The sequence below is a fragment of the Pseudomonas sp. PDM32 genome, from assembly GCF_019219225.1.
In the GTDB taxonomy this organism is placed as follows: domain Bacteria; phylum Pseudomonadota; class Gammaproteobacteria; order Pseudomonadales; family Pseudomonadaceae; genus Aquipseudomonas; species Aquipseudomonas laurylsulfatiphila.
Window position 1 is genome coordinate 53,323 of the sequence record NZ_JAHUWE010000002.1, and the last position, 26,204, is coordinate 79,526.

At 58.6% G+C, this 26,204-nt stretch carries 33 protein-coding genes; all 33 read right to left on the minus strand.

What is annotated here, in order from left to right:
- Window positions 1-10: 10 nt before the first annotated feature.
- A complete protein-coding gene (locus KW846_RS03690) occupies window positions 11-3,994 on the minus strand; it encodes a phage tail protein (RefSeq protein ID WP_218481365.1) in 3,984 nt (1,327 codons plus the stop codon).
- A 9-nt stretch (window positions 3,995-4,003) separates the two neighbouring features.
- The gene (locus tag KW846_RS03695; RefSeq protein WP_256356594.1) at window positions 4,004-4,600 is read right to left on the minus strand and encodes a tail assembly protein; all 597 of its coding nucleotides are present in this window, start codon (window positions 4,598-4,600) and stop codon (window positions 4,004-4,006) included.
- Entirely contained in the window at window positions 4,600-5,352 is a 753-nt protein-coding gene (locus tag KW846_RS03700; RefSeq protein ID WP_218481366.1) for a C40 family peptidase, read from the minus strand. The genes KW846_RS03695 and KW846_RS03700 overlap by 1 nt, the downstream gene beginning before the upstream one ends.
- Before the next feature lie 7 nt (window positions 5,353-5,359).
- The gene (locus KW846_RS03705; protein WP_218481367.1) at window positions 5,360-6,046 is read right to left on the minus strand and encodes a phage minor tail protein L; all 687 of its coding nucleotides are present in this window, start codon (window positions 6,044-6,046) and stop codon (window positions 5,360-5,362) included.
- The gene (locus KW846_RS03710) at window positions 6,043-6,381 is read right to left on the minus strand and encodes a phage tail protein (RefSeq protein WP_218481368.1); all 339 of its coding nucleotides are present in this window, start codon (window positions 6,379-6,381) and stop codon (window positions 6,043-6,045) included. Before KW846_RS03710 ends, KW846_RS03705 begins: the two co-directional genes overlap by 4 nt.
- Entirely contained in the window at window positions 6,381-9,758 is a 3,378-nt protein-coding gene (locus KW846_RS03715; protein WP_218481369.1) for a tape measure protein, read from the minus strand. Before KW846_RS03715 ends, KW846_RS03710 begins: the two co-directional genes overlap by 1 nt.
- 60 nt (window positions 9,759-9,818) lie before the next feature.
- On the minus strand, window positions 9,819-10,178 hold the full coding sequence (locus KW846_RS03720; protein ID WP_218481370.1) for a hypothetical protein: 360 nt from the start codon (window positions 10,176-10,178) through the stop codon (window positions 9,819-9,821).
- Window positions 10,179-10,244: 66 nt separating this feature from the next.
- Window positions 10,245-10,550, minus strand: a complete 306-nt coding sequence (locus tag KW846_RS03725) for a DUF4035 domain-containing protein (RefSeq protein ID WP_256356607.1) — start codon at window positions 10,548-10,550, stop codon at window positions 10,245-10,247.
- 23 nt (window positions 10,551-10,573) lie between these two features.
- Window positions 10,574-11,047, minus strand: a complete 474-nt coding sequence (locus KW846_RS03730) for a phage tail assembly chaperone (protein WP_218481372.1) — start codon at window positions 11,045-11,047, stop codon at window positions 10,574-10,576.
- Window positions 11,047-11,514: a phage tail tube protein gene (locus KW846_RS03735; protein ID WP_218481373.1), complete on the minus strand. Its 468-nt coding sequence runs from the start codon at window positions 11,512-11,514 to the stop codon at window positions 11,047-11,049. The genes KW846_RS03730 and KW846_RS03735 overlap by 1 nt, the downstream gene beginning before the upstream one ends.
- A gap of 8 nt (window positions 11,515-11,522) precedes the next feature.
- Window positions 11,523-11,870 carry a DUF3168 domain-containing protein gene (locus KW846_RS03740; protein ID WP_218481374.1) on the minus strand — a complete coding sequence of 116 codons (348 nt, stop codon included), beginning with the start codon at window positions 11,868-11,870 and terminating at the stop codon, window positions 11,523-11,525.
- 5 nt (window positions 11,871-11,875) lie between these two features.
- A complete protein-coding gene (locus tag KW846_RS03745) occupies window positions 11,876-12,304 on the minus strand; it encodes an HK97-gp10 family putative phage morphogenesis protein (protein ID WP_218481375.1) in 429 nt (142 codons plus the stop codon).
- On the minus strand, window positions 12,301-12,621 hold the full coding sequence (locus KW846_RS03750; protein WP_218481376.1) for a phage head closure protein: 321 nt from the start codon (window positions 12,619-12,621) through the stop codon (window positions 12,301-12,303). Before KW846_RS03750 ends, KW846_RS03745 begins: the two co-directional genes overlap by 4 nt.
- Complete coding sequence (locus tag KW846_RS03755; RefSeq protein ID WP_218481377.1) at window positions 12,618-12,935, minus strand: head-tail connector protein; 318 nt, start codon at window positions 12,933-12,935, stop codon at window positions 12,618-12,620. Before KW846_RS03755 ends, KW846_RS03750 begins: the two co-directional genes overlap by 4 nt.
- A complete protein-coding gene (locus KW846_RS03760) occupies window positions 12,928-13,353 on the minus strand; it encodes a HeH/LEM domain-containing protein (RefSeq protein ID WP_218481378.1) in 426 nt (141 codons plus the stop codon). Before KW846_RS03760 ends, KW846_RS03755 begins: the two co-directional genes overlap by 8 nt.
- Before the next feature lie 41 nt (window positions 13,354-13,394).
- On the minus strand, window positions 13,395-14,597 hold the full coding sequence (locus tag KW846_RS03765; protein WP_218481379.1) for a phage major capsid protein: 1,203 nt from the start codon (window positions 14,595-14,597) through the stop codon (window positions 13,395-13,397).
- A 10-nt stretch (window positions 14,598-14,607) separates the two neighbouring features.
- Window positions 14,608-15,261, minus strand: a complete 654-nt coding sequence (locus KW846_RS03770; protein ID WP_218481380.1) for an HK97 family phage prohead protease — start codon at window positions 15,259-15,261, stop codon at window positions 14,608-14,610.
- A complete protein-coding gene (locus tag KW846_RS03775; RefSeq protein ID WP_218481381.1) occupies window positions 15,239-16,450 on the minus strand; it encodes a phage portal protein in 1,212 nt (403 codons plus the stop codon). Before KW846_RS03775 ends, KW846_RS03770 begins: the two co-directional genes overlap by 23 nt.
- 205 nt (window positions 16,451-16,655) lie before the next feature.
- The gene (locus KW846_RS03780) at window positions 16,656-18,335 is read right to left on the minus strand and encodes a terminase large subunit (protein WP_218481382.1); all 1,680 of its coding nucleotides are present in this window, start codon (window positions 18,333-18,335) and stop codon (window positions 16,656-16,658) included.
- A 5-nt stretch (window positions 18,336-18,340) separates the two neighbouring features.
- Window positions 18,341-18,823 carry a terminase small subunit gene (locus KW846_RS03785; protein ID WP_218481383.1) on the minus strand — a complete coding sequence of 161 codons (483 nt, stop codon included), beginning with the start codon at window positions 18,821-18,823 and terminating at the stop codon, window positions 18,341-18,343.
- Window positions 18,824-18,977: 154 nt separating this feature from the next.
- Entirely contained in the window at window positions 18,978-19,307 is a 330-nt protein-coding gene (locus tag KW846_RS03790) for an HNH endonuclease signature motif containing protein (protein WP_256356595.1), read from the minus strand.
- Window positions 19,307-19,636 (minus strand): phage holin, lambda family, encoded by a 330-nt coding sequence (locus KW846_RS03795; protein ID WP_218481384.1) that lies wholly within the window; start codon window positions 19,634-19,636, stop codon window positions 19,307-19,309. The genes KW846_RS03790 and KW846_RS03795 overlap by 1 nt, the downstream gene beginning before the upstream one ends.
- Window positions 19,637-19,771: 135 nt before the next feature.
- Window positions 19,772-20,104: a hypothetical protein gene (locus KW846_RS03800; protein WP_218481385.1), complete on the minus strand. Its 333-nt coding sequence runs from the start codon at window positions 20,102-20,104 to the stop codon at window positions 19,772-19,774.
- The gene (locus KW846_RS03805) at window positions 20,101-20,301 is read right to left on the minus strand and encodes a hypothetical protein (RefSeq protein ID WP_218481386.1); all 201 of its coding nucleotides are present in this window, start codon (window positions 20,299-20,301) and stop codon (window positions 20,101-20,103) included. Before KW846_RS03805 ends, KW846_RS03800 begins: the two co-directional genes overlap by 4 nt.
- 164 nt (window positions 20,302-20,465) lie before the next feature.
- Window positions 20,466-21,029 (minus strand): hypothetical protein, encoded by a 564-nt coding sequence (locus tag KW846_RS03810; protein ID WP_218481387.1) that lies wholly within the window; start codon window positions 21,027-21,029, stop codon window positions 20,466-20,468.
- 9 nt (window positions 21,030-21,038) lie between these two features.
- The gene (locus tag KW846_RS03815) at window positions 21,039-21,359 is read right to left on the minus strand and encodes a hypothetical protein (RefSeq protein WP_218481667.1); all 321 of its coding nucleotides are present in this window, start codon (window positions 21,357-21,359) and stop codon (window positions 21,039-21,041) included.
- Between the two features lie 6 nt (window positions 21,360-21,365).
- A complete protein-coding gene (locus KW846_RS03820; RefSeq protein WP_218481388.1) occupies window positions 21,366-22,652 on the minus strand; it encodes a site-specific integrase in 1,287 nt (428 codons plus the stop codon).
- The gene (locus tag KW846_RS03825; protein WP_218481389.1) at window positions 22,649-23,080 is read right to left on the minus strand and encodes a VRR-NUC domain-containing protein; all 432 of its coding nucleotides are present in this window, start codon (window positions 23,078-23,080) and stop codon (window positions 22,649-22,651) included. Before KW846_RS03825 ends, KW846_RS03820 begins: the two co-directional genes overlap by 4 nt.
- A complete protein-coding gene (locus KW846_RS03830) occupies window positions 23,077-23,280 on the minus strand; it encodes a hypothetical protein (protein WP_218481390.1) in 204 nt (67 codons plus the stop codon). Before KW846_RS03830 ends, KW846_RS03825 begins: the two co-directional genes overlap by 4 nt.
- A complete protein-coding gene (locus KW846_RS03835; protein ID WP_256356596.1) occupies window positions 23,273-23,935 on the minus strand; it encodes a replication protein P in 663 nt (220 codons plus the stop codon). The genes KW846_RS03830 and KW846_RS03835 overlap by 8 nt, the downstream gene beginning before the upstream one ends.
- A gap of 29 nt (window positions 23,936-23,964) precedes the next feature.
- Window positions 23,965-24,750, minus strand: a complete 786-nt coding sequence (locus tag KW846_RS03840; RefSeq protein ID WP_218481668.1) for a DnaT-like ssDNA-binding domain-containing protein — start codon at window positions 24,748-24,750, stop codon at window positions 23,965-23,967.
- Window positions 24,751-24,761: 11 nt separating this feature from the next.
- Window positions 24,762-25,424 (minus strand): phage regulatory protein/antirepressor Ant, encoded by a 663-nt coding sequence (locus KW846_RS03845; RefSeq protein ID WP_218481669.1) that lies wholly within the window; start codon window positions 25,422-25,424, stop codon window positions 24,762-24,764.
- A gap of 487 nt (window positions 25,425-25,911) precedes the next feature.
- Window positions 25,912-26,160: a YdaS family helix-turn-helix protein gene (locus KW846_RS03850; protein WP_218481392.1), complete on the minus strand. Its 249-nt coding sequence runs from the start codon at window positions 26,158-26,160 to the stop codon at window positions 25,912-25,914.
- Between the last annotated feature and the right edge of the window lie 44 nt (window positions 26,161-26,204).

Genomic DNA, 26,204 nt, shown 5'->3' on the forward strand with positions numbered 1-26,204 from the left:
CGGCCATTTTTTATAAACTCAAGTCGATACCCAGCACCCCATTAGGGTGGTAGAACTTCAAGGCGGTTGGTATGAGTGACATCCTGCCGTTTGCGTTTGCACCGTTCATTTCAAACCCGCCATTCTTATTGATCGCCCAACCACTCACGCCAAATTGATAGTCGTCAGATTTAATGTACGAACCAATTTTGGCGTTCCCAATGGTGCCGTCCTGAATGAACGCTTCACGAATAAACGTCTGCCCACCCGACACCGCGAACGGTGAAACGGGGGTTCCGTTCGCCAGGTTCAGCAGCATGAAAGTATCCGCCCTGACCACAAACTGCGATGACACGCCAGAGGGATCGACCTGCAAACCGAGCCCGAAGGAAGCGGCGTACTTCTGTCCGCCGGCGGTGGTTTCCATCTTCACCGACCAGATCGTCGACAGCTTCCCGTCAAGCGCTGCCTGCGCCTGCGATGCGGTTTGCACGGCGGCGGTATTGCCACTGATCGAAGCCTGCAGTTGCTCCGAGCGTTCGACTTGAGCCAGATCCGCCGACGCCAAGGCGCGGGTTTTCTGCGCGAAGAGCGCGGTGCTCTGGCACGCCTGAATCACCCCCGCCAAATCACCGTTGGCCGTGTCGTCCCGGCCCATGCCGTACACCGCCTGAACGGTGTTTTTCACTCCAGCCAGCGCCTCGTCGGTGTTGACTTGCGACGTCTGCACCTCCTGGATCTTGGCGGTGTTCTGCTCGACCTTGGCTTCGTTGGTCTCGATACGCTGGGTTTGCGCCGCGTCGGCCGCCGCCCGCGTTTCAGACTCGACGCCGAGCGCCGCCGTGTTGCCGGCTACGCCACTGGTGAGCTGATCAAGGCGCGCGGAAGTGGCAAACCTGTCCGTCACGACCACGGTTTCCAGTGACCGAATCCCCGCCCTGTTCTCGCTCACTGCTGCATCCAGTACAGTGGTGCGCTCGACCTGCGCCAAGTTGTCAGCTGCCTGAACCTTCACCTGTTGCGCAAATGATGCGGCGCTTCCCCAGTCATTGAGGACACCAGCCAACGATGCCGAGCCGTCGTCAGCGCGGTATGCCGCACGCAGCGACTGTAAGGCCGCCGCCGAAGCCGTGACCTTGCCGTCCACCTCGGTGATCTTGGTGCTGTTGAAGGCGACCTGTTCCGCCAGTGCATTGGCGGACTGCAGCAGGGTTCCGACATCCGTCCAGTAGGTGACATTCGGCGGCGCTGCATCCACCGGTACCGCGCTGATGGCTTGGTACAGATGCTGGCCCTGCCGGACGATCTCACCGGCGACGTAGGTTTTGCTCGGGTCATACGCCAGGGCGTCGGTGACCTGATCAATCAACGCGGTCAGCTCTTCCTTGGCCTGATCCAGACGCTCATTCACGGAGCCCGGGCCAGCGCCATCGATCAATTCGATGCGGCCCAACAGATGCTCACCAAGCTCCGTCTCGGTGAGTTTGCCGACCAGAATGTCCAGGATAGGGCTGGCTTCAGAGCTGGCCTGCCCCATCACGCCGTTTACCACGGGATAGAACGGGCCGATGTTGCCTGTCCGGTCGACCAGGCGCGCCCAGAAGAAGAAGGTCGCGCCAGCCAGCAGACTTTGCATGACGTAGTCGCTTTGCGGGTAAGTCAGATCGGTCAGCTTGGTTGCAGCTTCCAGGTTGTTGGCCGGCCCGTACCAGATCTCCGTGCGCTGGGTGTCCTCGGCGCCAGCGGGGAAGCCCCACTTGAGGCCGATGCCAAACAGCAGCGAGGTGGCGGTCAGGAACGACACCGCCGGCGGCAGGCCGACCTTTCCGGCCAGGACAACCTCAGGGCTGTTACCCCAAATCGAGGTCACATCCATTGCGTTGACTGAGCTCACGCGAGCTATGTAGCGACCGCTATAGATCCCTTCTACTTCAGCCCCGAGATTCCCGGTGCGTGGCAGGCGAACCCAGTTTCCGCTGTCCTTGCGCCATTCGACGTTATAAGCAATGGCGCCGGGCGCAGCGTCCCAAGTGATGCGCATGCTGGTGACCGCGATCCCCTGCGACACCACGCTCCTCGACTCGATTCCGATGTTCTCCGGCGGAGACATAACGCCCGGCGGGATTATGCTGGTCGGCTGCGGATCAATCCGCGCGCCGGTATCGATAGCCTGGTACTTCAGCGGCTCATGCTGAGTAGCGGAAATCTTGAACTGATGCAGACCTTGCGGCTCGATGGTCTGCACGCGAAAGCGCATGACAGCCAGGTCAGAGCTCTCGACAGACCAACTGCACTCTGGCTCGGGCAGCTCCGAATAGTCAGCCATGACGGTGACCAGGCGGCCGGATACCGATTTGACAATCCGGCCCTCGGACTTGCCGCTCGGCAGGTTGAGGATAAGTCGATCTTCCTCATGCACCTCGGCGTCGATATCCAGCGTAATCACGCGCCTGGTGGCTGCACTGATGCGCCCACCGTTTGCTCGACCAGAAAACATTTCGTCAGCCACGCAGATGATCTGGCCGGGCTCGACGTTCCGACCCTCCATGCCGGTGGTGAAACTCACGGACCATTCTTCGTACTGCTCGGACTTCAGCGCCCAGATACCGTGCCGTATGGCCTCGCCTTCGACCGTGCAGCCGAATCGCGAGATATCCAGCATTCTGTGGCCAAGCGCACCGATCAGTTCGTCGTTGGTGACCGGCGCCGGCTGGGTCTTGAATTCGTTTTCAGGGTTGTCCCAAGCGACTTTCGCTCGGGTGTGTCGATCAGGATAGGCGGCTGCGACGTACTCGAACTCACCAATGATGTTCGAGCGGGTGAAAACGTAGCCATCCTCATTGCCCGGGATGTCCGCCACCATCGTGACCTTTGATCCGTTCCAGCAGCTGCTGCCACGGAACACGCTGGCCAGGTCGGACAGAAGCGCGTAGCCCTCAATTGAATCCTGGATATAGACGTTGGTGGTCATGCGCGGCTGCATACCGCCCTTGCCATCGGGCACCATCACATCGCAGTAACGGCCAATCTCGTATAGCGACCAGTGGTCCACCATGTCGGCAGTGATGCGACGACCCAGACCATAGCGGCGGTGCAACAACAGATCGCGCCACACCCAAACCGGATTGTTGGTGTAGGCCAGTTTGAACGTGCCATTCCAGTCGCCGGTGTAGGTGCGCGTTACTGCGTCGTAATTGGTCGGGACTTGAACAATCCGGCCACGCATCAGGAAGCTGGCCTTCGGTGTGTCCTGGAATTGCTTCGCGTCGAACTGCAGGCCGCCGAGGGCCAAATTCGGATAGCGCAGCTTTTTGTCGATGACCTCTGTCAGGCCCTTGATCCGCATCAGGTCCGCAAAGTTGGAATCATTGCGGTTCGGGGTCAGCCGGCGCACGCGCACCAGCGCGCTGGTAAAACCCTCCGGAAGGTCGATACGGTGCGTACGCTCGTACTCGGTGGTCCCCTTGTCATCAAGGGTGGCCGAGAGAATCGTCTGATAACTGCCGCCGTCAACCGAAAGATCAATGGCGTAATCGATGCGATAGCCGATCTGGTCGCCGTTGGTCTTCACTTGCCATATCTGCGGCCACGACAAGCGAACGCGCACGGCCGACAGTTGCTGGTCGGTGATAGCGCGCGTCCAAGAGTTGTCCGACTTCAGCTCTACCGGAAGCCCTTGGGAAGCCTCATTCTCGATGGCCGGAAAGCCCGCGATATGTTCCTGATCCACGGTGCCCGAGCGAAAGTCCCAGACGGTTCCGGGGAAGTTCTCACTACCATCCGGCGAGATGAGCGGGGTCCCGTTGAGCTTCACTGACCGCTTATCGTCGACCGGGCCAACAATGGGGCCTTCGCTCAACGCATACAGCAACTTTACCGTAGCAACGGACAGCGCACTGTCCGGGGCTTTATAGGGCGTGTATGGCTTCTGCTCTCCACCCTTTGCGCCCAAAACGCGGGCAGCAGCAGGCCGGCGCCGGCGCGGGGAAGCAGGCGCTGTTGCGGTCTTGGACATGGGTTTTCCTTACTGCTGATTTTCCGAGAAGACACCAGCCGAGATGAGGGCGCCGCCGATATCGCGCTCGCCGTAAAGCAATGGTTTGCAGCGGCCCTGGGCCATCGTGGTAACGGCGCCGCCGAAGGCATATGACGGCCTGTTGCCATCTCCTTCCTTATCAAGCACACCCACCGGTGAAGGGGACATACTCATGGCGATACCACCGATCATCAGGCCAGCACCTGCTGCTGCTAAGTAGTACTGCTGGGTGACTGCCCCAATCACCACGAGCGCCAGGCCGGCGATAGTGGCGAAGATGCCGCCACCCTTGCTGCCGATCACGATTGGCGCGATGCGGATGGGCTCTACGGTGTCCTGCCGCATCTCAATCTCGGCGTCGCTGAGGTTCTTCTTCCCACGAAACACGGCATAGGTAAGCCCGCGTTCTTCTGAAAACCGCATGAAGCGCTTGAACCCGGGAATCTTCACGCACAAGGCGTGGACCGCCTCAGCACAGGACGCAACCGCCAGGTGGTGAACACGCCCAAATCGGGCACCAAGCACGCCGTACAGCATCACCAGCACCACAAGGGGCTGCGGGCGAACCGTTGTTCTCATCGCCATCAGTCAATCTCCGGCACTCTTTGGTGCCGAAGGATCAGCACGGTGTAATCGGACCACATGCCGCCGTACACATCGCGGGTGGATTTCTTGTTGTAACGATGGTGCAGGAAAGTCCCGGGCGCCGGGTGCAGGTCCGGAACGCTCGCCAGCAATCCATCGCCCAGGTAAATGCCCGCATGGTTCGGGGCGTCAGCATTGATCTGCATGACGATCATGTCGCCCTTGCGCGGCATGGATACCGGGTAGAACCCTGCCTCTTCGTAGTATTTTTCGTAGAGGCTTTCGCCGGTGTTCCACCAGCCGTCGCGCCGTGGGTAGTTGGGTAATTCAATCCCATACTCGCGCTCGTAGTAATCACGGCAAAGTGCGTAGCAGTCCAGCAAGCCATGGCCAAACTCTCGCCCAACCAGTGGCGCCTGGTAGCCTTCCGGCTTGAATTCGAAGTACTCCCCTGACGGCCAGCTCACAATGCCCCAGGGCTTTTCATGCAGTTCGCAGCTCACCCGGTCGGTCATACTCGGCAGCGGAGGCACGTCAGGGTGACTGTGAATGATCATCGTCACCTCGCCGCGGTCCTCTGCATCGCACTTATCGCCAGGGTTGATGATGAAGTGCTCGCTTGGCGTCTTGGCGTCATTGCCGCAGGGCACGTACTTCAGGCGGCCCGCCTCGCGGATCACCACGCCGCAGCTCTCCTTGGGGTACTCCCGGGCGGCGTGGGCCTGAATCTGTTTCAGCATCGATTTGTTCATTACTTACCTATCCAATGAGTGCAGCACCTGGAGCCCCGCCAAACGGCAGTGGATTCCCCCGGCCGTGCCGTATCTCGCAATCACTCGGGCGCCCGCCGCATCGATCAAGCGCCGGGTCATCCACGGGGTTCCCGTCGAGGTCGAACATCTTGATGCCTGTGTAGTTGCAGTCAGGGCCGCGGTACTCCCCCCACAGACACCACTCACAGCGGTTCATGATCAACCCGGCCGGCAGCCTCTGCCCTTTCACTGCAGTCGGCGGTGCCAGCGAGAAGACCACCTCTTCGCGCAACAGGCTGGTGACCTGGTTGATGTAGGAGATATCCAGCCTTTCCATCGTGCTGGCTAGCGGGTTGCCGCCGGGGAAGTTCACGGCGTCCAGGTACTTAGCGTAGGTCTGACGCACCGTCAGCTTGACTCCACTAAGCCCCTGAAACTGACGACAAAGCGCAGTGATCACGCCGTCGATGTTGCTGATCTTCAGAATGGGCGTGGAATTATTGCCCTCGACGCTGCGCCCGAAACCACCCGTCTCATATGGTCTGGGCAGGTATATATCGCCCTTCCAGATAATCGGCGCGGATTGCTTGTGCGCGTGGTAACGCAGGATGCCCATGCCGCGCGCTTCGCCGTCCAACTCAATAAGCTGAATCAGCGCCCCAGGCTCAAGCTTCTGATCGTCCAGTGTGATCATGGGTTGAATACCTGCTGGAAGGTGGTGCTCAAGGTGTACTTCTTGTTGCCGTGGGTTTGCAGTTGCCACCCACCGGTCGTGATGTACGCCCCTTGAACCTCAAGCGGGGGCGTCCACAGGAAGTGGTTCGCCCCCTTGTGCCTTTTAAAAAACTCGCGGATTGGTTTGATGTAGGCCTCGCCACCGGTAAAAGACACCGCGTAGGCCCCTGCTACATTGTTGATTCCGACCGACAGGCGCTGGCTGTAACCGTTTCCATACTTCGACTCAAGGATGTCCGTCTGGTCATCACCAGACGAGCCAACCCGTGGCGACCAAGCGAATACCTCTGCCATCAGCTATTTCTCCGATTGTTTGGATCAAGGAGACCGTTCTGGCCCTTCTCCTGCTGTATCACCGCGCGGGCGATCTTCGGCATTTCGGAGCGTGCGGTGGCCAGCAACGCCAGCCCCATCTGCTCGTAGCCCTCTGGCGAGTTGACGGCGCCACCGGTACCGTCACCGTTGATGTGCAGATTGATCTCAGGCGCACTTCCCCAACTACCACTGGTAGCGACAGTCGGTGCGGTGAACGCTGGTGAAATACCCGGACTACCGACGAACCCGCCGCTGGCGTAGCCAGGCTTGCCACTGCGGTTCAGGCCAATCAGGTAGTCCTTCATGCCAGGCTGGTCGACCACTTCCTTACGGATCACCACCTCGCCACCGTGCACTACGCCCTTGGGCTCAAACTTGCCGCCCGGACCGGTGTAGCCGCCATCGGAGAAGCCGGCCAACGCCATGCCGGCCACCATGCCCGCGTTGGCATAGCCGGCTGCAAGCAGTCCAGCACCGACAGGGATGCCACCCAGGATGGTGAGCTCTGCCGGCGCTTTCGCCGCAGCGATCTGGGCGTTCATGATGATCGACGCAACAGCGAACGCTTTTTGCGCGAGGAAAAGAGATTTGTACGCGCCCGACTGCTCGCCTGCGATCTTGCCAACCATGTCCGCGGCTTGCCCTGAAAGCTCACTGAAGGTGCCCGTCACGGCCACCTTGTAAGCACCCTGGATATCCGAAAGCCTGGACTGATTGGTCTGATTAATCTCGACTACGCGATCCAAATACTGCTGCTCTGCAGCGAGTTTTTGTTCGTTGGTCGACTTCTGATCGGCCAAGATCTGGTCACGCAGGTCAGCCTGCATGGATAGCTGTGTGTCATGCCATTTTTTGAGCGCAGACTCTGCCTCGGCAATCTTCACCAGTTCGCCGGATGGGCCGCCTACCGACGAGTCAATACCGCCGAACTGAGGCGCCTCTGTAACGGTCGCCTTCGAGATAGCATCGGCACCCGCACGGTAGTCGTCCGAGCTGAGCTTGCCTGCACGGTTCGCTGTTTCCAGCACCTGCATGCGTTCTTTGGTCGTCGACAGCAGCGCCTGTTCTTTGGTCTGCAAACTGGACATCAGGCCGTCGTAGGCTTTCCTCGCATTGAGCGCGTCCAGTTCAATCGCCTTGCCCTCGAGCATCACCTTGTTTTTGTCAGTTAGCTTGGAGAGCTCACCGGTGGTGAGGTCGTACCGCAAGCGCCCAATCTCTGTGGTCTCACCATAGAGCGCTACCTGCTGAGTGAGGTTAGCCAGAGTCTGTTTGTAGGCATTGTTGAGCTGTTCAGCCTGTCGCTGGATATCCTCCGAGGCCTTCTTGGCCTTTTGTTGAGCCTCCTCGGATGCCTTGGCTGCCGCCTCAGACCCCTTGATTGCACCGGCAAGGATTCGCCAGCCCTCGGCGGTGCTGGAGTCGACACCTTCCCGCTCAATCCGGCGATTCACCTCACCAACCAGATCGCCACCGTCACGAACAGAGTTCAGGCGCTCGACAAGATTTTTGGTGTAGGTGCCCCATCCATCGATGGTCTTTTGGTCAGGCCCATCAATCGCTTTCAGGCCTGCTCCAGCCTGCCCTGCAGCGACAGCAACATCGTTCAAACGACCAGTGAGCATCGTGGCGACATCGCCATAGTCTCCGGAGGCCTTGACCGCCTCACCGTATGCAGCCGAAGACGCGTTGATCGCCTTGGTCATTTCCTCATTTGGACCAATCGCCGCAACGAGCTCCTGGCTCGCCGAGTCGATGTCTTGTCCCGCGGCGATACGACGATTGAAATCCGTTACCGCCCGGTCCCGCTGGAAGGGGTTGGCCTTGTAGGTGTCACCCCATTTGTCATTACCCTGAGCCGCTGCACGGATTTCCCGCAGCGCGTTCTGTGCGGCGATTTGCGCATCGGCCTGCTGCTGGATGACACCGCCGAGCTTGTACCGGGCCTGCTCCTTGCCCAGTTCGGCGAACTCCTTCCGGAGTTCCTCAACTGGGCGCTTCAGATCGACAGTGGCCTGGCGAGCCTTATCGCTGTTATCGCGAAACAAAAGGTAGCTGGCAGCCACCGCGCCGGCGGTCACAGCAAGCCCTACAGGGCCACCCATCACACCGAGAAGCGCCGACCCTGCACGTCCAGCCAGCGATGTCGCGGTCGTTTGAGCGGCCTGCGCTGCGCCCTGAGCGGCCGTCGCCTGTGCATCGGCCAATCTGGCCATACGCAGACGACTGAGCGCGGCAGCATGTGCATCAGTAAATTTGGTTGCTGTGACTTCGGCTTCTGCGGCGACAACCTCGGCAGCTGCGCGGCGTACAGCTGTAGTCGCTGCGTCTAATTGTGCCTTGGTCCGGCCGATTTCGGCTGACCGCGCCTCCCGCAATGCGAGTGCTTGATCCTTCAGCCCCTTGACCAACTCGCCAACCTTCAGACCACCATAAGCTGCGCCGGCGATCAACACTGAAGCGGCAAGGGCATCCATGTGCTTGGTGACAAAGTCTATTGATCCTGCCAGTACGGTAGTGCTACCCGTGGCCGCATCCGCGCCACCAATCCAAGCTTGGAAGGCATTACCCAGCGCTGTCGTTGATCGACTTACCGAAGGTGGCATTTTATCGAACTCATCGTTCAGCACGCCAAGCTGGCTGATTAGAGCCGGCACAAGCTTATCGATGGTGATCAACCCATCATCCGCCATCGCTTTGAGGTCTTTCCGAGCAACCCCCATTCCCGCCGCAAGAGCCCGCAGAACTCGGTCACCGCTATCCGCAATGGAGTTGAACTCCTCGCCTCTTAGCACGCCCTGAGCAAGGGCCTGTGAAAACTGCATAATGGCCGCCGACGCTCCTTCAGAGCTTGCTCCAGAGACCTGCAGCCCAACAGAAAGCGCCTCTGTAACCCCAAGAACATCAGAAGTTGAATAGCCAAATTCGCGCATCGAGGACGCGGAACGACTGAATAGGCCGGCATTGTCAGAAAAAGTTGTCCCAGTCCGCTGACTGAGATCGAACAAAGCTTTCTGGCTGACAGCAAAGTCTTCCGTGCCTGTCGTGGCTTGCTTCAGTCGAGCATTGACCTGGTTCCATGCGTCAGCTTGGTGGATGACATTGCCGACTGCCAGTGCGCCAGCCATGGCTGCTGCATAACTCCCAACCGTGGACGTAAGCGACTGCATCGCCGCGCCCTGAGCGCGCACAGCGGCCTCCTGAGATCGCCACGAACTGGTCGCATCCCGATTTCCAGATGTGATTGTCCGAAGGTAGCTCTGCCCCATGCGCCCAGCTCTGGCCATTTCACGCTGGTAGGCGCTTGTCTCGGCAGACACGCTAACAATCAAAGAGCGAAGGGTCTGTCCCGCCATGCTTTTCTCCAGGTAAAAAAAAGCCCCGCACTTGGCGGGGCTCTAGTAGCTCTCTGTATCCTAAGCGCGGTTTGCACACCCCTGACGCGAGGTGTCGATAAGCAAATCACCCTCGACGCGGAAACCGATCATCCCGACCAGAAATGAGTGGTTTAATTGGCTCATGACGACATCAGTCAGGCCTACCGCGCAGCTATCTTGTTGGATGGCGTTATCCATCGCGGTCTTCATATTCGGAATACCCGTAGGGAAGAGAATTACCGGGTAGTTATCCTCGCCGGTAACGCGCTTTCCTTTTACGAACTTCGAGGAATTTACGTTGTAATTCTTGGTACTTGCGACGGTCATGTCGGCCACACGAATGGTGCAGCCAGAAGCAACAGCTGCGCCAAGAAGCATTGCGATAACGGCTTTTTTCATGGATCCCTCCGTAAATTTGGCCGCAATATAGCAGGTCGCCACTACTACAAGTTGAGATTTTCCTAATTAGGTTTCCTTGGCCTTGACCATCAAGAAAGCCCTGAACAGCTCAGCTCCCTCCTCAGCCTGGGCAGCCTCGTCAACAACTTGCTCCGGCTCGGCTTTCCACTTCGGCAACAAGTCCACGGCCGATACCTTCGCACCCTGAGCCTGAAATACTGACGCAGCGATGATCGAAGCCTGGATATCGCCTCGCGTGTCGCTGAGTGGCGACTCCTGGTTGTAGGCCATCCAGAGGAACAACTCCTCGGCAGTCATCCTTGACCGCAAATCCTGCAATGTCATACCGAGCCGGAGGGCTAGAGTCAGCATAAACACCAACTCTGGCTCCTCCTTTAGCCGTTTCCCGCTACGTCCACCGGGTCTTCTGCATCTGCTCCCGCCGCAACACCGCTGAGTTCGAAAGCCTTACCAACCAGTCGGTCGTGGACAGGACTGAAAGCCTCGGCAACCACGGTGACATCTTCGTCGGCAAACACCCGGGAGTTGGACTCATCAAACAGAGTGCGAACCAGGACGAAGGCATAAAGTGGTGACGACTGAATTTCCACCAGTGGCTCCGCCGGCGGTGACTCATCACCTTCAACTTCGACGGGCTGTGCGGTTAGTCCAGCAGCGAGACGTGCAGAGGTAACGATTTCAGACGCCCGCCGACGATATTCGACCCAATCACCGGCGCTCATCGCACGAACCACTACCTTGGCACCGCCCCACTCTGGTACCGGCACCGCTTCATGCTTGAAGTTGCGCATAGGGTCGAGAGCCATTGATCGCAGATCCGTTGCCCCCAATGCTTTTACCTTCGCCATTATGGAATCACCGGCAGATCGAAGGACACGGCACCGGTGATGCGCACATTGAAGGTGCCATTGACCGTACCGTTCGGCGCGGCGTCCCAGGTGAACTGGGTAACCAGACCCAAGAAACTCGAGGACGAACCATCCTTGAACACCGACTTGAATGCCCGGGGCTCGCCGTCGTCACGAGCAGTACGCAGCACGGTCTGGGCTTCGTCATCTGCTTTCCAGTTGCCGGACATGCTGAACGTACCGTTGTCAGCCAGACCAACAGTAAATTCTTTGGCCTCGCTGGCCAGCACCGTAACTTCAATTTCGTCCGACTGACCGCCCTGGAACTGCGGCTGTTTGATGGTGACCGACAGATCCGCCCAGGTCAGGCCCGCCTCTTTCGGATCGGTGGTGGTGAGCTTGGAAACGCTGAGAGCGGTGCCCTGCGTTTTGACAAACTTCGCTTTCGTTGGGGATTGAGCGGCCATGAGGCCTCCTATGGTTGCAGGGTGTATTCCCAGCTCACGCTGTGGAGTTTGGTGTCATCTTCAAAAACGTCTGGCAGTCGATCAGCACTGCCGGTGGTGAAGTCGTCGCCGTCGGCAGTCATGGCGGCAAATGCCAGCCCAGCCAAGGTCAAAGCCTGTAGAAAGCTTTCGCCCCAAGCGTCCAGCTGGATGGTTAGTTCGCTGGAACCATCCCACCCAGCGAGCGTAAAGCCGGTACCGCCGCTGACCGTTTGGATAACCAGTCGCGGTTGCAGGGCGTCTTCGGGGGCAACGCCGAAGTAAACGCGTCCGTCGACCAGAGGCGAGAGCCTGTCGATGAGGGATTTCTCAATCATTGGGTTTACCGGGTGATTGCGTTGTCGATGCCTTCGGCCAACTTGTCGGTGGTGGCCTTCTCGATCTCAGCGATGCTGCTGTCCCAGGCAGGGCGAATGAACGGAGCAGCCGGCATTTTCGACGTGCCTTGCTCGATGAACTTCCAATAGAAAGGTGCCTCGTTGGCCTTCGCTTTCTTCCCATTGGATTTTTTCACTCGGACGCCAGCCGTTGCACCACCAGGCGTATCGGACTGTTTGAGTCGAACCGCTGTGACGTTCTTTTTAAGGATTCCCGTGCGAACTGGTGTCTTCTCCCGAGTTTTGTCCCGAGCTACACGAGCGCCGGCCATGACGGCGTCCCGCACAATTTTGTTGCCCATGGACTTGGCCAAGCTTTCGAAGTCAGCCTGAAGCTCTCCGAAACCCGTCACACTTATGGTTCCATTGCTCATTTGGGCTTCACCGTTTTACACATGAGCTTGAGCATGTCCCGCTGGTTGGTAGCCAACGGGGCAATGATTTCGTAAGAGATACCGTCGTGCACCAAGTGCTGGCCCGCCACGACATCCTTGCGGTAGCGGATGTTGATCTCGGCGTTGACCGTGACCTGCATCTGTGACGCGGCTTCGTACATCCGCCCAGAAGGAATGTTGATCTCTGCCCAGATCTGGCCGAGGTCGTCCCACGTTTTCGATGGCTGGCCGAGGGCGTCCTTATCTTCAACGTAGCCCCGGAGAACACAGAGGTGACGCAAAGGGCCGGCTCTCATACGTTCGCCCAACGATGTGGTGCCCAAAGAGCATTGGTAGCCATGGGAAGCTCGGCAGTGATCGTACCGACCACTACGGCCTCACGACTTGCGTACCAATGTCCAATCAATAGCAAGGCGCCCTGCCGGATAGACTTGGTGATGAGCAGTGCCTTGCCGACCGGATTAGGCAGCGCGCTGCCCTCCTCGATCAGCTTGCGATTGGTAAAGAGCTCGAAGGTGTTCAGGGCTGCTTCTGTGTAGCCCTGAATCAGATCGTCCTCCGCATCGTGAGTAACACGCAGGTGCGCCTTCACGATGGCGAGATCAATCATTTTCCGGCACCAAGGCTTGCAGTGCAGGCTTGTTCGCAGACGGGTCGAAAGTAATGCCCTTGGCGGTGAGCCACTCCTTCAACTTGGGTACCGTCATCTTGAGCGGGTCGGTTTCGCCCTCGGCATCCTTCTGCGCCTTGATAGCCAGGTCGATCTCTTCCTGAGAGCTGCGTGATTCATAACCCTCAGGCGGATAGTTGGTCGCCAGATACCCGGCCTCGACAAACTCGGCGATGGTCGGACCATCTTCACGCAGGACCGACTGCAATTGCCTGTCGAGATATTCGGCCACGCCCAGATGCTCAACCGCTACCAGAGCGCAGCGCTCCGACACTTCCTGCTCGCCAGCCTGAATCTCAACTACCTGGTTACCGTCCACTGCAAACGGGAACGGCTTATTCACGAAAATAATTGGCATACATCCTCCGGTGAACGGGCGCCCGAAGACGCCCGCCACGATTACGCAGCGCTGAGGGTCAGGATCTTCACCGCCTGGGAGTCGACCAGCATGCCGCCGACGCGCTTGGTGGTGTAGAAGCCAACATATGGCTTGTTGGTGTAGGGGTCGCGCAGCACGCGGGTACCGATGCGGTCCACGACCAGATAACCGCGTTTGTAGTCACCGAACGCGACTGCATTGGCATCCGCCGCCGCATCGGGCATGTCTTCGTTTTCCGTGATGCCATAGCTCAACAGGCTGGACGGCTGACCCAACTCCAGGCCCGGACGCCACAGGTAGTTGCCCTCCGCATCCTTGAGCTTTCGCACCATGCCAACGGTGAGGTTGTTCATCATGAACGTAGCGTTCTGGCGGTAGCCGGCCTTGAGCGATTGCACCAGGTCGATCAACTTGTCGCCGGTGATCCCTCCCGCTACGCCAGAAATCAGCTTTTGCAGCTTGCCAAAGGCGCGAACCTTATCGCCTTCCAGTGTCATGTCGTAAGCCAGCAGCCCTTTGGGCTTATTGACACCGTTGCCCAGCAGGAACGCACTGGCTTCCTTCTCGGAGAACTCACGCGACACCTCGTCGTTCAACCACTTTTCTGGATCGAAGAACATGTCATCCAGGCTTTTTTGCGTGGCTTGCGGGTTGGCATAAATCTCGCCCATGAACGCCGACAGTGGCGCCAAGGTCGGGGTGCCAGTTGCCGGCCGATCATCGGTCTCACCGACCCACCCCGAACCCGCACCGCCCAGGCTCACCAGTTTTTTGTAGTCCTCGGTACCGACTGTAATTTGCCCACACACCTGACGCATCGGCGACGCATCCCGCAACAACTCGATGATGGTGCGGTCGAGCTCTTCCGGTACCGCATAACCGCCATCGGCTTCGACGCCAATCTGCAGCGCCTTGGCTTGCAGCTCGCCCAGCCCCGCATCGATGCCCTTACGCACAAACTGCATGAATGCTGTCTTGTGCTCGCTGGCTTCCTTGGTACCGGTACCGTCCGGACGCTTCAGTGCCAGCAGCTCTTTCTCCAGGTTGCTTTTAAGTTCGTCCAGCTCGCTTAGTTTTTCGTTGAGCGTGTCGACCTGGCCGGACAGCTTGCTCTTTTCGGCTTCCAGGCCATCGACTCGCTTGTCGTTCTTTTCCTTGAACTCGTCGAACTTCTTGCCGAGTGCTTCGGCAACTTCCTGCACATCTTTGATTTCAACAGCCATGAGAGGCTCCTTACATTCGGTCAATCAGGGATTTAATGGATTGCAGTGCTTCGCCGGCACCCGCCTCTCGCGGTGATACTGCGCCGTAGCCTTTGGCCATAAAGGCCTTGGCTTGGGAGCCAGAAAACCCGACCTCTCGAAGGGCTCGCTCCACTTTGCTGGGCGGCGGTGTTTCACCGCGAGCCAGCAGAGATTTCACGTCAGTGATTCGGGCTTCATCGTTTGCCGGGAAGGTGACCAGGGAGACTTCCCACAGGTCGATAGCCTTCAGCAGCCAGATGCCTTTTTCCTTGTCGTATTCGTAGTCGTCGAGCATGTAGCCGATGGACATACCGGTCAGGCTGCCGGCCTTCATGTGGCCGTGGGCACGCTTGGCGAGCGGATCGGCCTCGACCAGCAATTGGCCTTTGACGTACAAACCGACGTCGTCCTCGCGCATCTCGGTGTAAATGCCGATCGGCTCGCTCATGTTGTGTTGCCAGAGCATTGCCGGCAGACGCCCCTTCTCTTTCCACTTGGCCAGGCTGGCTGCGAATGCGCCACGGATGACCACGTCGCCGTAGCTGTCTTCGACACCGAACACGGAGCCATAGCCTTCGAACTCGCCGCTGTCGCTGACCGATTTAATGGTCAGCGGCAGGTCAAGACGCTGTTTTGTCTGCATCGCCGGCAGCCTCTGGGTTGGTGGTCATGTTCATAGGGGTGAGGTAGATGTCGCCACCTTCACGGGGGTTTTCGTCCTCGAGCTCGCGGCAGTCGTTGGGGCTCAAGATCCCCCACTGAATACCCTTGCCGTAGGACTCATACCGCCCTTTCAAATCGCCACGCATCAAGGCGCCTGCGTTGAATTTTGCGTAGTGGGTCAGGCGGTCTTTCTCGCTGAGCAGTCCGACCTGAATGCGGTGCTCGATGCGGGTCATGATCGGAACCAGCGAGTAGTTCACGAAGCTCATGCCCATGTGCTCGATGTTGTTGAGCGTCATCTTTTCCATGCTGGCCACCAGGTGCGGCGGCACGCGGAACAAACCGCAGATCTGCGCCTCGGTCAGCTTTTTCGACTCGATGAACTGAGTGTCTTGAGCGTTGAGACTGATGGGCTTCCAGTCGAGTCCCATCTCTAGAATCATGGGTTTATAGGCGTTGGCCACGCCCATGTGTTCACCTTGGAACTCAGTCTTAAGCCGACCGAATGCTTCGTCGGTAAGCTGCTGCTCGGTTCGCAGGACACCACTGGTTACGGCGCCGTTGGTGAATAGCTTCGCGGCATGCGCATCCATCGCCTGGCCAAGGCCAAGCGCCTGACGGGCATAAGCAATCGGATTCAGCCCGTTGAGCCCGTCCAGGGTGAACAGCCGGACATGCCAGATCTCATCTTGTGTCAGCGTCCGCGGGCCGGACTTGAAATTGACCCTGTACTCAACGGACCAGTCATCCTTGAGTTTTGGTGTGACGATGTCCGGGCTGAGTGGAAGAAGCTCGACCACGTTTCCCAGCGCCATCACCTTGTATGCGTAGAAGTTGCCACGCAGACACAGGCACGCGACCAGCATTTCCCAGAACTCTTGAGCCGTCATGTAGCTGTTTGGGGCCATGGTAATCAGCGGGTAAAGCCGGTGAGTCGTAGCAGGTAGTCGAACCCGGCCGGACTGTTTCAATAACCGGCAAGGAAGCATCCCCATCGACTCAGCTAACACCCGCACACAGTTGAACACCACGAGTTGCTGCATCGCGCTGGTGGTCGTTACCCGCTGCCCGGCGCTGGTCTCATAGCCAGTACCTAGCGCTTGCGCAAGCTTCTCCGGTGTATCGATGATCTGCGGATCGCTCTTTCTACCAAGGAGGGCTCGGAGCATCAGCGACCACCTCGGACAATAGAGACTACGGATAGAGCCATCAGGATCAAGCCACAGACTGACAGGGCCACGGCCTCTCCCACTCCTACCCACAAGCCACGGGCAAGCAGCGCATAGCCCAATAGGCCGACAGCATCCGGCAATGCTTCACGAAGGCGTGCGAAGCCCGGTGCCCCAGTCGAACTGGGCACCTCATCTTCAGGGGTCATAAGGTTCTGATTCCGTATTTTGAGATGTGATCCGAAAGCGTCTTCACGACCTGAGGATTCGTTGCCATCAGCGACACAGCGCAAAACAGCGCCATCAGGGGGTCGATCTTTGCTGAGCCGCTGGCCTGCTTGGTAATAAGGATCGAGTTGCCGCGGGGTTCAACCCGGGCGTTGCCGCAGCACCAGTTCATCAGCGGCTGATCTGCATGGACCAAGCCCCCTTCCGCAAGCTTGCGCTCCGTCGTCTTGATCGCTCCACCGAGTCGCCAGCCCTGACTGACGCCCACGATTTTTTCTTGATCAACCCCGCGCGCGTTGATCGCTTCGAGGATGGCGCCGATACCAGCCGGGTCGAGCCCCACCTGGTGCAGAAGACCTGATGCATCTACCTCTTCGACGATGTCAGCAACTTCCTCTACGTCATCGCCAATTCGGTTGACCAGCACGAGGTCGCCGCTGCGTGCGTAGTCATGCAGGTTTGCCGCGATGTCCTTCCGGCGTTCCAGCACAGACGGGTGAGCCCATGCTCGACACCAGGCCAACCACTCCCTGGTCTCGCGATCACGACCTACAACGGCAAGCCCCAACAGGTCATCAAGTCCGCCGCCGTCGACCCCAATGGTCACCACTTCACTGCGTTCTAGGATGTGCTTCAGCGTAACGACCTTGCGAGCCTGAGCCTCCCAAAACTCGGCACCGGCCCAGCGATTCGAAAGCAGTGCCAGCCCAATTTCGACGTTGAGGAACTTCGACAGAAATCCACGCAGAGACTCTTCACCCGATTCCTCGGCTTTGGCCAGCTCGCGCTCCAAGTACTCCCTGTCCACCGAGTAGCCCAGATTCGGGTTCACAACGTGAAAGTTTTCAGGCTTGCGATGCTCACCGGCCTCGATCATCGAGCGCGGAAACTCGTAGATAACAGCCAAGAACCGTGGATCGATGATCCTTCCGTCTCGTACGCCGCGGGCGTACTGCAGCTTCTGCAAAAACAACCCGGCTGGAGGCTTATCGGACTGCGTCGTGAGATAGATGATGCAGCCTTCAGGGCGCGATGCCAGGCCTCCAGTTGCCTCGCGCAGCATGTTCTCGGCATTGTGGTTGCTGCCGAACAGGTGGATCTCGTCCACCAAAATGAAGCTCGCCTTCTTGCCACCAACCGTGTTCGAGTCGGCAGCCACAACCTTTAGGGTCGCACCGGTCTCACGATGGGTAATCGTCCTGATGTGCTCTTGCACATGTAGCAGATCAGCCAGGTCCTCATCGTGCTTGACCATGTCTCGCGCCGGAGCGAAGGCGTTTTGCGCAACCTCGATCGTTGGCGCCAGAATGATCAGCTCGGCCGATTGCCGCCAGTTGCGGATCAACAGCGTCAACATGATCGCTGCGGCAATCGTGGACTTCGAGTTCTTCTTGGGAATGACCAGAGCGAACTCTTTGATTTCACGGCGACCAGTGTCTGGGTTGTATGATCCGAATACTGAGCCTGCGAAATCGGATACCCAAGGGGCGCAAGCCTCGCCAATGGTCGGGCTGCCAGGGGCATCCACGATGCGCAGCTGCTGCATCACCTCAAGACCGGCCTCTGACTCCTCAGGAAACAGCGGCGGCATCGGGATCAGCGACTTGCCAGCAACGATCCTCTCTTCCCAGTCAAGGCAAGCAGTGGACCATTCCATTCAAATCACCGTGTGTTATCGACTGCCAACCTTGGCGGTGCACCCTGGCCAAAACGGCCGGTTGATGCCTTCTTCGCGGCGCCAGCCTTCTGCCCCTTCTTGCCCTGCTCCGCAACTTTGCCGTGCACATAGGGCATGAGTGTCTTGGCAGCCTCGACCCGCAGTCGCGGTTCTGCCACATGCTCATTCATGACCGCCAACAGGAAGTCCCTGGGGTCGTCAAATTCGGCAAGCAGGAACTCTCCATCCTCGTTATCAGCCAGCGGCGAGGAGTTAACTTTTAACTCGGGTTTAACTTCTGCCTTAGCGGCATCCCTGCGCCTGATTTGGCGACCCATGGCGGCAAGCACGTCGGGGTCTTTAGCAAGCTTGGAGCCCGCCTGCGACGCGGTTTTCTCGGAATAGCCAGCAGCAATTGCCGCCTCTCGGTTTGACGCCCCCGACAGCAAAGCGTCAGCAAACCGTCGCTTCTTATCGGTTAACGCCATGTTTAACTTTTCCGTGAAAGGGGAAAAAATCTACGAATGGGAGGGGACGAGGTTTCCGAGCATCTAATGCCTGAGCTTTTGACCCTCCCCCTCCCCTTTGAAGCACGTGAAAGCCCCGAATCCGCACCATTTCAGTGCTCCTGCCTCGATCAGCTTAGGGGCTTTCACTTGAGGTCTTCGTCGCATGACAGCCAGCCTTCACTCGCTGGTCACCGACCATTTCAAAGCGCACGCACAGCACTTGGCAGTTGGCTTCTATGTCTTCACCACCCATGTAGAGCGGAACCTTATGGTCAAGCTCAAAGCCTCGGGGGTAGTCGACCACTCGACCGCATACTGCGCATGTTGGATCGCGTTGCCACACTGCCAGACGTCGAGTCTGGAGCCGCCGACCAGTGATGCGCCTGTCGGCGACCACTGGAACCTTGACGATCTGACTTGCCGCCATCTTGAGTGGTGACTTGACCATCTTCAGCCTGGCCATCAGTTGGATCGCCGCGGCAACTTGAAGTCAGCGAACCGATCAGCCAGATCGGCTATCTTCTTCACACCAAGGAAACCAATGAACACACCGGCGGCTGTGGCGAAGTTCTGAGGCAGGCCGAAGTACTCGAGCAGCGGGATCAGGCCAATGGTTATCAGCGTGCAGAGCGAGGCTTCCAGCAGCGCCTGTCGCCGTGTGCCACCGCCATAGATGATACGCAATGCACCGACGACGAAAGACAACCCGCCGGCATAGATCGTCGGCGAGTGCTGACTCAGCCACGCGAGAACGAGCAGCCAGGTATCTGGTTTGTCGGGCATGTTCGGCATCTCGGGTTCCTCCCTCTCGGGGAGCGGTATAGATCCGGCTCCAATAGCACTCCCAGCTGGGAGCGATGGGTGTGGTGGAGCCGAAAACGAAAAAGCCCCGCACTTGGCGGGGCTTTGATTTGTTTCTATTCGTATCTAACGGACTGACTTGCCGGGCTTAGGAAACGGCACATGAGCACCTTTCGGACCCGACCTGATCGCCTCTTCAGCAATCTTAGTCACCAACTGATCTCGCAACTTGTACTCCGATGAAGATTCGACAACGACTCGCCATGGTCCGTCCTCGGCATCTCGCAGGATTTCCTGCACACGCTGCCTACTAAGTCCCAGCTCGCTAGCCATCTCTGAGATATCAACACTACTCATCTCAGCCGGTGCCGTCTTTACAGCGCTCTTTCCGCGATAAACCGCAACCACGATGAGCAGAAGAACGCCAAATGCCCACAGGGATAGGATCAGAACAGTCATGATTCCTCCTCAAGCATGGCCACCAAATAAGAGGCAACGATTACGAAGAAGCTGATAGCGGACATCGTAGCACCTGTCCTGATCGTATCAGCATCAATTATGTCGCCAATTACCAAGGCGGCAGCACCGGTAACCATAAATCCGGTGCCAATACTCAACAGTAGATTGGTTAACCATCGAATAGTTTTGTTGTTCATCAACATCCTTGCTAAACGATACCCTGTCAAAGGCACCACAGGGTTAACCATACACACATTGTAGCAATGAAAAACCCGACACTGTGGCCGGGTTTTTTATGCCTATCCTCATAACGCGCAAGATCGACATGATGGGGCTAAATTACGATCATTCCGCCAGTACGTCAAGCGGCGTCAATGAAGATTTCTTCCCGGTCGAATATCTCGGTTGCGTGGATGACTGCAGCCTCTTCCAACGATTCAAGGCGCTTGGCGATGCCAGTCTTCCAGCGCCGGCGTGTTGACTCTGGCTTGCCTTCTGTGTCCCAAGTGTTCATGTCATAGAACTCAGCTGGCAGCACGATCATGTCGGTGGAGCGCTTACCGTTCTGGACACCTTTCAGCTTTGGAATGGCCCACGCAGTGAGCGCCTTATAGATGAACAGTTGAGGCGCTGGGGAAACCATGCGGGCCACCAAGCGGCCAATGGCGGCGACCTTGTTGGCCTTGTGTGTCGAGTACTTGGCGACCAGCACATCCCACTGAGCGGGCTCAAGCTGACGATGCAGCAACGCGTAGAGGCAGCAGTCATAGTCGAACTTGTCGCGCACCGACAACGAACTGCCGGTGCCGCCCAGGCGAACGTCGGCATCGATCAGCCTCTGCCAGCTTTGCTTGGTGCTGTTGTCGATGTTGTCGGCGGCCAGTACCCGGACCAGCGTGCTCATTACGTCTTTGTAGATACCCATGGCGTTCCCTCAATCCCCGGTGAAGTTGGTGCCGCCGGCGCCGCGGCGGTTATTCCGTTCGTGCTGCGCTGCCGGACCAAACATCAGTGGCTCGCGCTTCAATAGTTCGACTTGGTGTTCGGCGGCCTGGAGCCGGATGCTCAGTTGGGTTACCAGTACCTCCAGCGGCAGCGCATCGCCGGTATCAGCCAACACCCAACCGGAGGCGTTGCATTGGACGCAGGCCAAGTCGTGGAAGACGCCCTTCACAACCGCCTTGCCCGCACAGATAGAGCACTGAGCCAGGTCGAGCTGATCAGCTTTGAAGGCGGGGCCATGCTGCCTTTTCATCATTTTTTAAACCTCGCCTATGGTTGATTCTTGAATGGCCTTGCAGCCCTTGTGTTCCGTGGGTTCCAGCGGATTACCCGAATTTTCGTTTCTACCGCCCTTCAACCCGTGAATCAGGGCAAAACCCTTCTGGTCTAAATGGGCGTGCCACAGTTCGAGGGCAGCGCGCTTGCGCTCTTCAACGGTGGTGTGGATGTAGGCCTGCACGTTGTGGCCCATGGCGTGGTTGATCAGCATCTCGCCGATCAGGAAGTCGATCCCGAGGTCCGCCCACCCGGTCCTGGCCAACTTGCGCAGGTCGTGACTGCTCCACTCGCCCTTCCCCAACCCGGTGAACACGGCGCTGGCCTGCCCTTCGCTCATACCCTTTCCACTGTGGGAGCGAAACAGGCAGTCGCCGTCGTAATGGCTCGCCTGTTGCGCCGCGCGGTACCGGATTAGAAGGTTGCAGACCTGCTCCGTCAGTGGGAGCGAGTGTTCGACGCGGGTCTTGGTGTTGCCCACCGGCAGGTACCAGGTGCGCTCCGCGAGGCTGATGTGCGACCACTGGGCTTTGCGGGTTTCACCGATGCGGGTGCCGTGGCACAGCATCATCAGCGCGAGCATGGCCGGCTGGGGATCGAACTCGAACAGCTCATGCAGCTGGCCCAGCAGGCCCTCGATCTGCACACCACGAAGGCGCGCCGGCTTGGCCTTGATCTTGGTCTTGGAGAAGTCGCTGAACTTGATCCCTGCCATCGGGTTGGACGGGATCAGGCCCAGCGTGTGTGCCTGGCGGCAGGCGACCACCAGCAGGCCGAAGATCAGACGGACGAACTCCAGCGACAGCGTCTCCTGCAGCGGCCACATCAGTTGGGTGTCGAGGGTGCCGTGACGGACATCGGCAAGCGCCAGATCACCCACGCGCGGAATCAGGTGGCACGCGATGGCTGACTTGCCCGTGGCTTTGCGCTTGTCGGAGAGGTTGCGGTCGCGGCTCATCCGGTCGGCGTACCAGTTCAGCAGCTCGCCCAGCGTTGCCCACGGCGATACGGCGGCACCCGCGTCAGGGTCGGAGCTCAGCCGCATGCGCAGGTCAGGTAATGCCGCCAGCACCGCTTTCGCCGACAGGTCCGGATAGGCACCAATGCGGTTCCACTTCTTGCGCACCACCAGACTCCAGGTCCCGCGCGGTCGAGCCTCGGTGAACCGGAAGTACAGCCCCGGGTGACGCGGGTCACGCATCAGCACCGCGGCCGGATCATCGGCGCGCCGACGAATCTCGGCATCAGAAAAGGCCACGGTCATTGTCATGCGGCCACCACTGTGGGAGCGAGCCGCAGGTAAGCGCGGATCTGCTCGATGGTGTCGAAGTGGCCACGGCACACCACCGCCAAATACCCCTGCTCATTGAGCTTGCGAATACGCGTATGCTGACTGGACGAGATAGGGGCATCGTTCGGCGGTGTGGCCTTGAACTCGATGTACAAGCCAAAGAACCCGCCACGCGCCATGGTCAGCACTAGGTCCGGGATCCCGGCCTTCACGCCCTGGGCTTTCAACTTGCCGGCCACCGCCTTCACGCGGTGTCCGCCGTTGGGAACGTGGTACATCAGCTCGAATACCGCCGGGTACCGCAACTCAAGCTCACGCATCAGGGCGGCCTGCTCCTGCCCTTCCCGGTCGACTGGCTTCGCGCGCAGGGTCCTTTGTTTGAAGAGTTTGGGTTTAGCGGGCGTCATACTGTTTCTCCAGTCAATCGGTCGATCACTTCAAAGGTCGAAGGCCACATCCGCGCACCGTAGGTTTTGGCCATCTCGACGGATCTGAAAATGGCCACAGCGTGGTCCTGCTCGAAGGTGAGGTCCCACTTGTAGCCGCAGCAGTGCACGGCGTAGCGGTAGTCAGACGGGTCCGTTGGTGCGAGATATTGGTTAGGCACGAACAGCGCCTCCCGAACGCATTGCGCGCAGATTGGCAAGCGCCTGGTTGCCGATAGCAGGAGTTCGCTTAGCCACCGGTGATGCCAGTTCGGCCACCGGTACCGGGCTAAGCACAGCCCCCATCCAAACCTTGTGGGTCACCTCCAAGTAACGCTTTTCGAAACTGATCAGAGCCAGTTCGCGACTGAGTAGCGGAAGGCTGTGAAACCCGGCTGCCGCTGTGGCGTGATACACCGCCGGGTGAAACCACTTCGCAACGCCTCGCATTGCCGGATGGCAGTTTCGCAATGCTTGGTCAAACGCAGCGTCAACGCTCGGCAGGCCGATCATTTCCGGTGTCGGCACGCAGCCCTGAATGAACTTGCCGACGCTTGGAATGAAGTCCGATGGCTCCGCACGGCAACGCATCAGACCGAGATCGATTTGCTCTTGGGTGCAGATACCGTTCTCGATAAACGCCTTCAGCCAGGTGGTTTTCGATTCCATGTAGGCCTTCTTGTCCGGCCACGCTTGGCGCCATGCGGTACGGATCGAGCGCAACTGGCGAAACAGCTGGTTAATCACCTTGCCGGTCTCACGTGCTTGGTCCTGCTGGGTTTGTGCCGATACGCCTGTGGTTGCTTCGATAAATTCGCCGTGTCGAACCTTGCTCATAGCCTGGGCCGCGACCGTAGAAACCGCTCTCATTTCGAACCCCCATTCATCCATTCGGTGTTGTCGTCGTCGAACTCATCCGAAGCGGCGGACGATGCATTTCCGGCTGCCTTCACACGCTCACGCTTTACCCAGGCCACCAGTCGGAAGCACCAGCCAGCAGCGCTGTCGATGGTCGCGGGCTTGGCGACGAAGAAGCCCTTAAACCCAGCGAGCTGTTCGACGGTCACTGAGTCATCGGGCAAACCAGCAATGGCGAGCTGATCAGACATCGCCTTTGCCGCAGGCTGCCAAGTGGCGAACATGGCAAAGCGTTGGCGCTCATTCAGCGCCTCGATGGCGGCCTGATTCTGCTCGGCAACCACGTCGGCAAACTCGCGCTGCAGCTGCTCTTCGGTTCCTTGATGGTTAATTGATGTATTGGGTGCAGCGGCTGCACCCCGTTCTGTTCCAGGCTGCACCCCGTTCTGTTGTGAGTTGCACCCCGTTGCGTCATCTGCACCCCGTTTTGTACGGGGTGCAGGATTTGCACCCCGCGATAGTTGAAGGTCGTAAACAACTGGGCGGCGGTCATGACGATCGATGTGCACGGCGGCAATAGCCTGATTGCCCTTCTGGATCAGCCCGACCTTCTCCAGATCGTCCAGCTTGTAACGCACGGTACGCTCGGACAGACCAGTGTCCTGTGCCAGAGTTGAGGCCGATGGAAAGGCACCGGAACCGTTCGAACCGGCGTAGTTGGCAAGGCACAGCAGCACATGACGCGCGCTTGAGTCCTTCAGGGATTCGGTAGGCAGCGAGAGCGCCCAGGACATTGCTTGAACACTCACAGCGAGGCTCCGATATTGAATTCGGCCAGACGAGCAAGGCCTTTCGGGGTAACCAGTGGATCGAAGGCCGCGCGCTCGGCGCCGGTTTCTGGATCAGCCTTCAAGGAAGTGACTTTGTGGATCATGTAGCCGGACGTGATGCGAGGCTGGTAGGCAGTCCAGCGACCTGAGCCCTGACGCCGAAAGATCCACCGGTGCTGCTCCATCCAGGCGAACAGCTTCGACGGTTGAACTTGCAGATGCTTGGCTGCGTCGGTGATGCATATCGCACCGCCAGCCGCAGCCAGTCGTTTGATGGCGGCAACTTTCGGCGCCTGATCGAGAATGACCAAGCGCAGTGACTGATTGTCCTTGGCCTGGTCGGCAGCCGCCTGCAACGCCTCAGCGTAAGTCGCGGGTATCTGAAACTGACCGGCTTGGGCTTCCAGCTCCTGCCAGCGATCAATGATCCGTGCGCGCAGTTCGACGCTGTAGCCCGAGACCACCACCAAGGTGTCGCGTTGGGATAACAAGAACTCGCGGTAGACCTGACCGTTTTGTTGGTGCACATAGGGGGTGTCGTTTGAAGAAACGACACCCTTGGCAACCAGCGCACGAACAGTTTTCAGTACATTGTCATGCGTACTGCCGGTCAGTTCGGCGATTTCGCGTGACGACATGGTGTGATGCGACACGTTTTGCGATTGCTCCAAAAGTGTCGCGACATGGCGGGTATTGCCTGGGGTAACGATCGTGTTCATAATGGCCCCTCAGTGTTTTGCGTTGTGAAGAAGCCGGTCTAGCCACCGGCTTTTTTGTGCCTGCGATTCAGGCGATTACTTTCCTGCAGACGCGACCAATCCCGCCGACTGAGCTACCGCTCTCAGCGTTCAATGTCCCCGCGCGTCCTGTTTTATCGCCGTCCATTTCCTTTCCCCTAATGGTCTTCCTGGTGGATCCGTTCTACTGGATGAATCAACAGCTAACTCTGCGCGCTACCTCGACCCCCAGCTAAACCCGATACTGGTGCCACTCGACCTTCTCGCTACTTCTCGATGTCCTGAAGGTCTTTCCGCAACCGCTCAAGATCTTCCTTGAGCAAATCGAGGTGGCATTGCATGTCTTCCAGTCGCTCCAGTGGGCTTTCGGTTGCTGGCACAGCCCCCGCTATGCCGCAGCCTTTTTTACAGGGTCGCCAAGGGCAGTCTCGGAGACTTGACCCGATAGGCTCGGGCGTAGATCCCGGGCAAGAATTTTTCCGCCGGTCAGCACTTCAGCTCTCAATGCCACCTCCGCCGAACAGCCGTGTAGACCTCGAACCCAGCCGCTGACTGAGCCTTGCTTAACGTTCAGGGCTGCTGCGGTCGCAGCTTGCGAGCCAAAATGCTCGACGAGTTTTTTGAAATTAATGTTCATCGAATCTCCGCCCATATAAAGGGATGCCTTTATGTTATGGAAAG

Excerpts from the sequence above, each read along its gene's own strand:
- KW846_RS03705 (WP_218481367.1), bottom strand. The coding sequence starts at position 6,046 with ATGATCACACTGGACGATCAGAAGCTTGAGCCTGGGGCGCTGATTCAG.
- KW846_RS03735 (WP_218481373.1), bottom strand. The coding sequence starts at position 11,514 with ATGGCCGCTCAATCCCCAACGAAAGCGAAGTTTGTCAAAACGCAGGGC.
- KW846_RS03765 (WP_218481379.1), bottom strand. The coding sequence starts at position 14,597 with ATGGCTGTTGAAATCAAAGATGTGCAGGAAGTTGCCGAAGCACTCGGC.
- KW846_RS03810 (WP_218481387.1), bottom strand. The coding sequence starts at position 21,029 with ATGGGTATCTACAAAGACGTAATGAGCACGCTGGTCCGGGTACTGGCC.
- KW846_RS03785 (WP_218481383.1), bottom strand. The coding sequence starts at position 18,823 with ATGGCGTTAACCGATAAGAAGCGACGGTTTGCTGACGCTTTGCTGTCG.
- KW846_RS03780 (WP_218481382.1), bottom strand. The coding sequence starts at position 18,335 with ATGGAATGGTCCACTGCTTGCCTTGACTGGGAAGAGAGGATCGTTGCT.
- KW846_RS03820 (WP_218481388.1), bottom strand. The coding sequence starts at position 22,652 with ATGACAATGACCGTGGCCTTTTCTGATGCCGAGATTCGTCGGCGCGCC.
- KW846_RS03790 (WP_256356595.1), bottom strand. The coding sequence starts at position 19,307 with ATGGCCAGGCTGAAGATGGTCAAGTCACCACTCAAGATGGCGGCAAGT.
- KW846_RS03800 (WP_218481385.1), bottom strand. The coding sequence starts at position 20,104 with ATGACTGTTCTGATCCTATCCCTGTGGGCATTTGGCGTTCTTCTGCTC.
- KW846_RS03730 (WP_218481372.1), bottom strand. The coding sequence starts at position 11,047 with ATGGCGAAGGTAAAAGCATTGGGGGCAACGGATCTGCGATCAATGGCT.
- KW846_RS03740 (WP_218481374.1), bottom strand. The coding sequence starts at position 11,870 with ATGATTGAGAAATCCCTCATCGACAGGCTCTCGCCTCTGGTCGACGGA.
- KW846_RS03760 (WP_218481378.1), bottom strand. The coding sequence starts at position 13,353 with ATGCCAATTATTTTCGTGAATAAGCCGTTCCCGTTTGCAGTGGACGGT.
- KW846_RS03725 (WP_256356607.1), bottom strand. The coding sequence starts at position 10,550 with ATGCTGACTCTAGCCCTCCGGCTCGGTATGACATTGCAGGATTTGCGG.
- KW846_RS03845 (WP_218481669.1), bottom strand. The coding sequence starts at position 25,424 with ATGTCGTCACGCGAAATCGCCGAACTGACCGGCAGTACGCATGACAAT.
- KW846_RS03795 (WP_218481384.1), bottom strand. The coding sequence starts at position 19,636 with ATGCCGAACATGCCCGACAAACCAGATACCTGGCTGCTCGTTCTCGCG.
- KW846_RS03840 (WP_218481668.1), bottom strand. The coding sequence starts at position 24,750 with ATGTCCTGGGCGCTCTCGCTGCCTACCGAATCCCTGAAGGACTCAAGC.
- KW846_RS03715 (WP_218481369.1), bottom strand. The coding sequence starts at position 9,758 with ATGGCGGGACAGACCCTTCGCTCTTTGATTGTTAGCGTGTCTGCCGAG.
- KW846_RS03850 (WP_218481392.1), bottom strand. The coding sequence starts at position 26,160 with ATGAACATTAATTTCAAAAAACTCGTCGAGCATTTTGGCTCGCAAGCT.
- KW846_RS03710 (WP_218481368.1), bottom strand. The coding sequence starts at position 6,381 with ATGGCAGAGGTATTCGCTTGGTCGCCACGGGTTGGCTCGTCTGGTGAT.
- KW846_RS03745 (WP_218481375.1), bottom strand. The coding sequence starts at position 12,304 with ATGAGCAATGGAACCATAAGTGTGACGGGTTTCGGAGAGCTTCAGGCT.
- KW846_RS03700 (WP_218481366.1), bottom strand. The coding sequence starts at position 5,352 with ATGAACAAATCGATGCTGAAACAGATTCAGGCCCACGCCGCCCGGGAG.
- KW846_RS03755 (WP_218481377.1), bottom strand. The coding sequence starts at position 12,935 with ATGATTGATCTCGCCATCGTGAAGGCGCACCTGCGTGTTACTCACGAT.
- KW846_RS03815 (WP_218481667.1), bottom strand. The coding sequence starts at position 21,359 with ATGAAAAGGCAGCATGGCCCCGCCTTCAAAGCTGATCAGCTCGACCTG.
- KW846_RS03770 (WP_218481380.1), bottom strand. The coding sequence starts at position 15,261 with ATGCAGACAAAACAGCGTCTTGACCTGCCGCTGACCATTAAATCGGTC.
- KW846_RS03805 (WP_218481386.1), bottom strand. The coding sequence starts at position 20,301 with ATGAACAACAAAACTATTCGATGGTTAACCAATCTACTGTTGAGTATT.
- KW846_RS03775 (WP_218481381.1), bottom strand. The coding sequence starts at position 16,450 with ATGCTCCGAGCCCTCCTTGGTAGAAAGAGCGATCCGCAGATCATCGAT.
- KW846_RS03695 (WP_256356594.1), bottom strand. The coding sequence starts at position 4,600 with ATGGCGATGAGAACAACGGTTCGCCCGCAGCCCCTTGTGGTGCTGGTG.
- KW846_RS03720 (WP_218481370.1), bottom strand. The coding sequence starts at position 10,178 with ATGAAAAAAGCCGTTATCGCAATGCTTCTTGGCGCAGCTGTTGCTTCT.
- KW846_RS03835 (WP_256356596.1), bottom strand. The coding sequence starts at position 23,935 with ATGAGCAAGGTTCGACACGGCGAATTTATCGAAGCAACCACAGGCGTA.
- KW846_RS03750 (WP_218481376.1), bottom strand. The coding sequence starts at position 12,621 with ATGAGAGCCGGCCCTTTGCGTCACCTCTGTGTTCTCCGGGGCTACGTT.
- KW846_RS03825 (WP_218481389.1), bottom strand. The coding sequence starts at position 23,080 with ATGACGCCCGCTAAACCCAAACTCTTCAAACAAAGGACCCTGCGCGCG.
- KW846_RS03690 (WP_218481365.1), bottom strand. The coding sequence starts at position 3,994 with ATGTCCAAGACCGCAACAGCGCCTGCTTCCCCGCGCCGGCGCCGGCCT.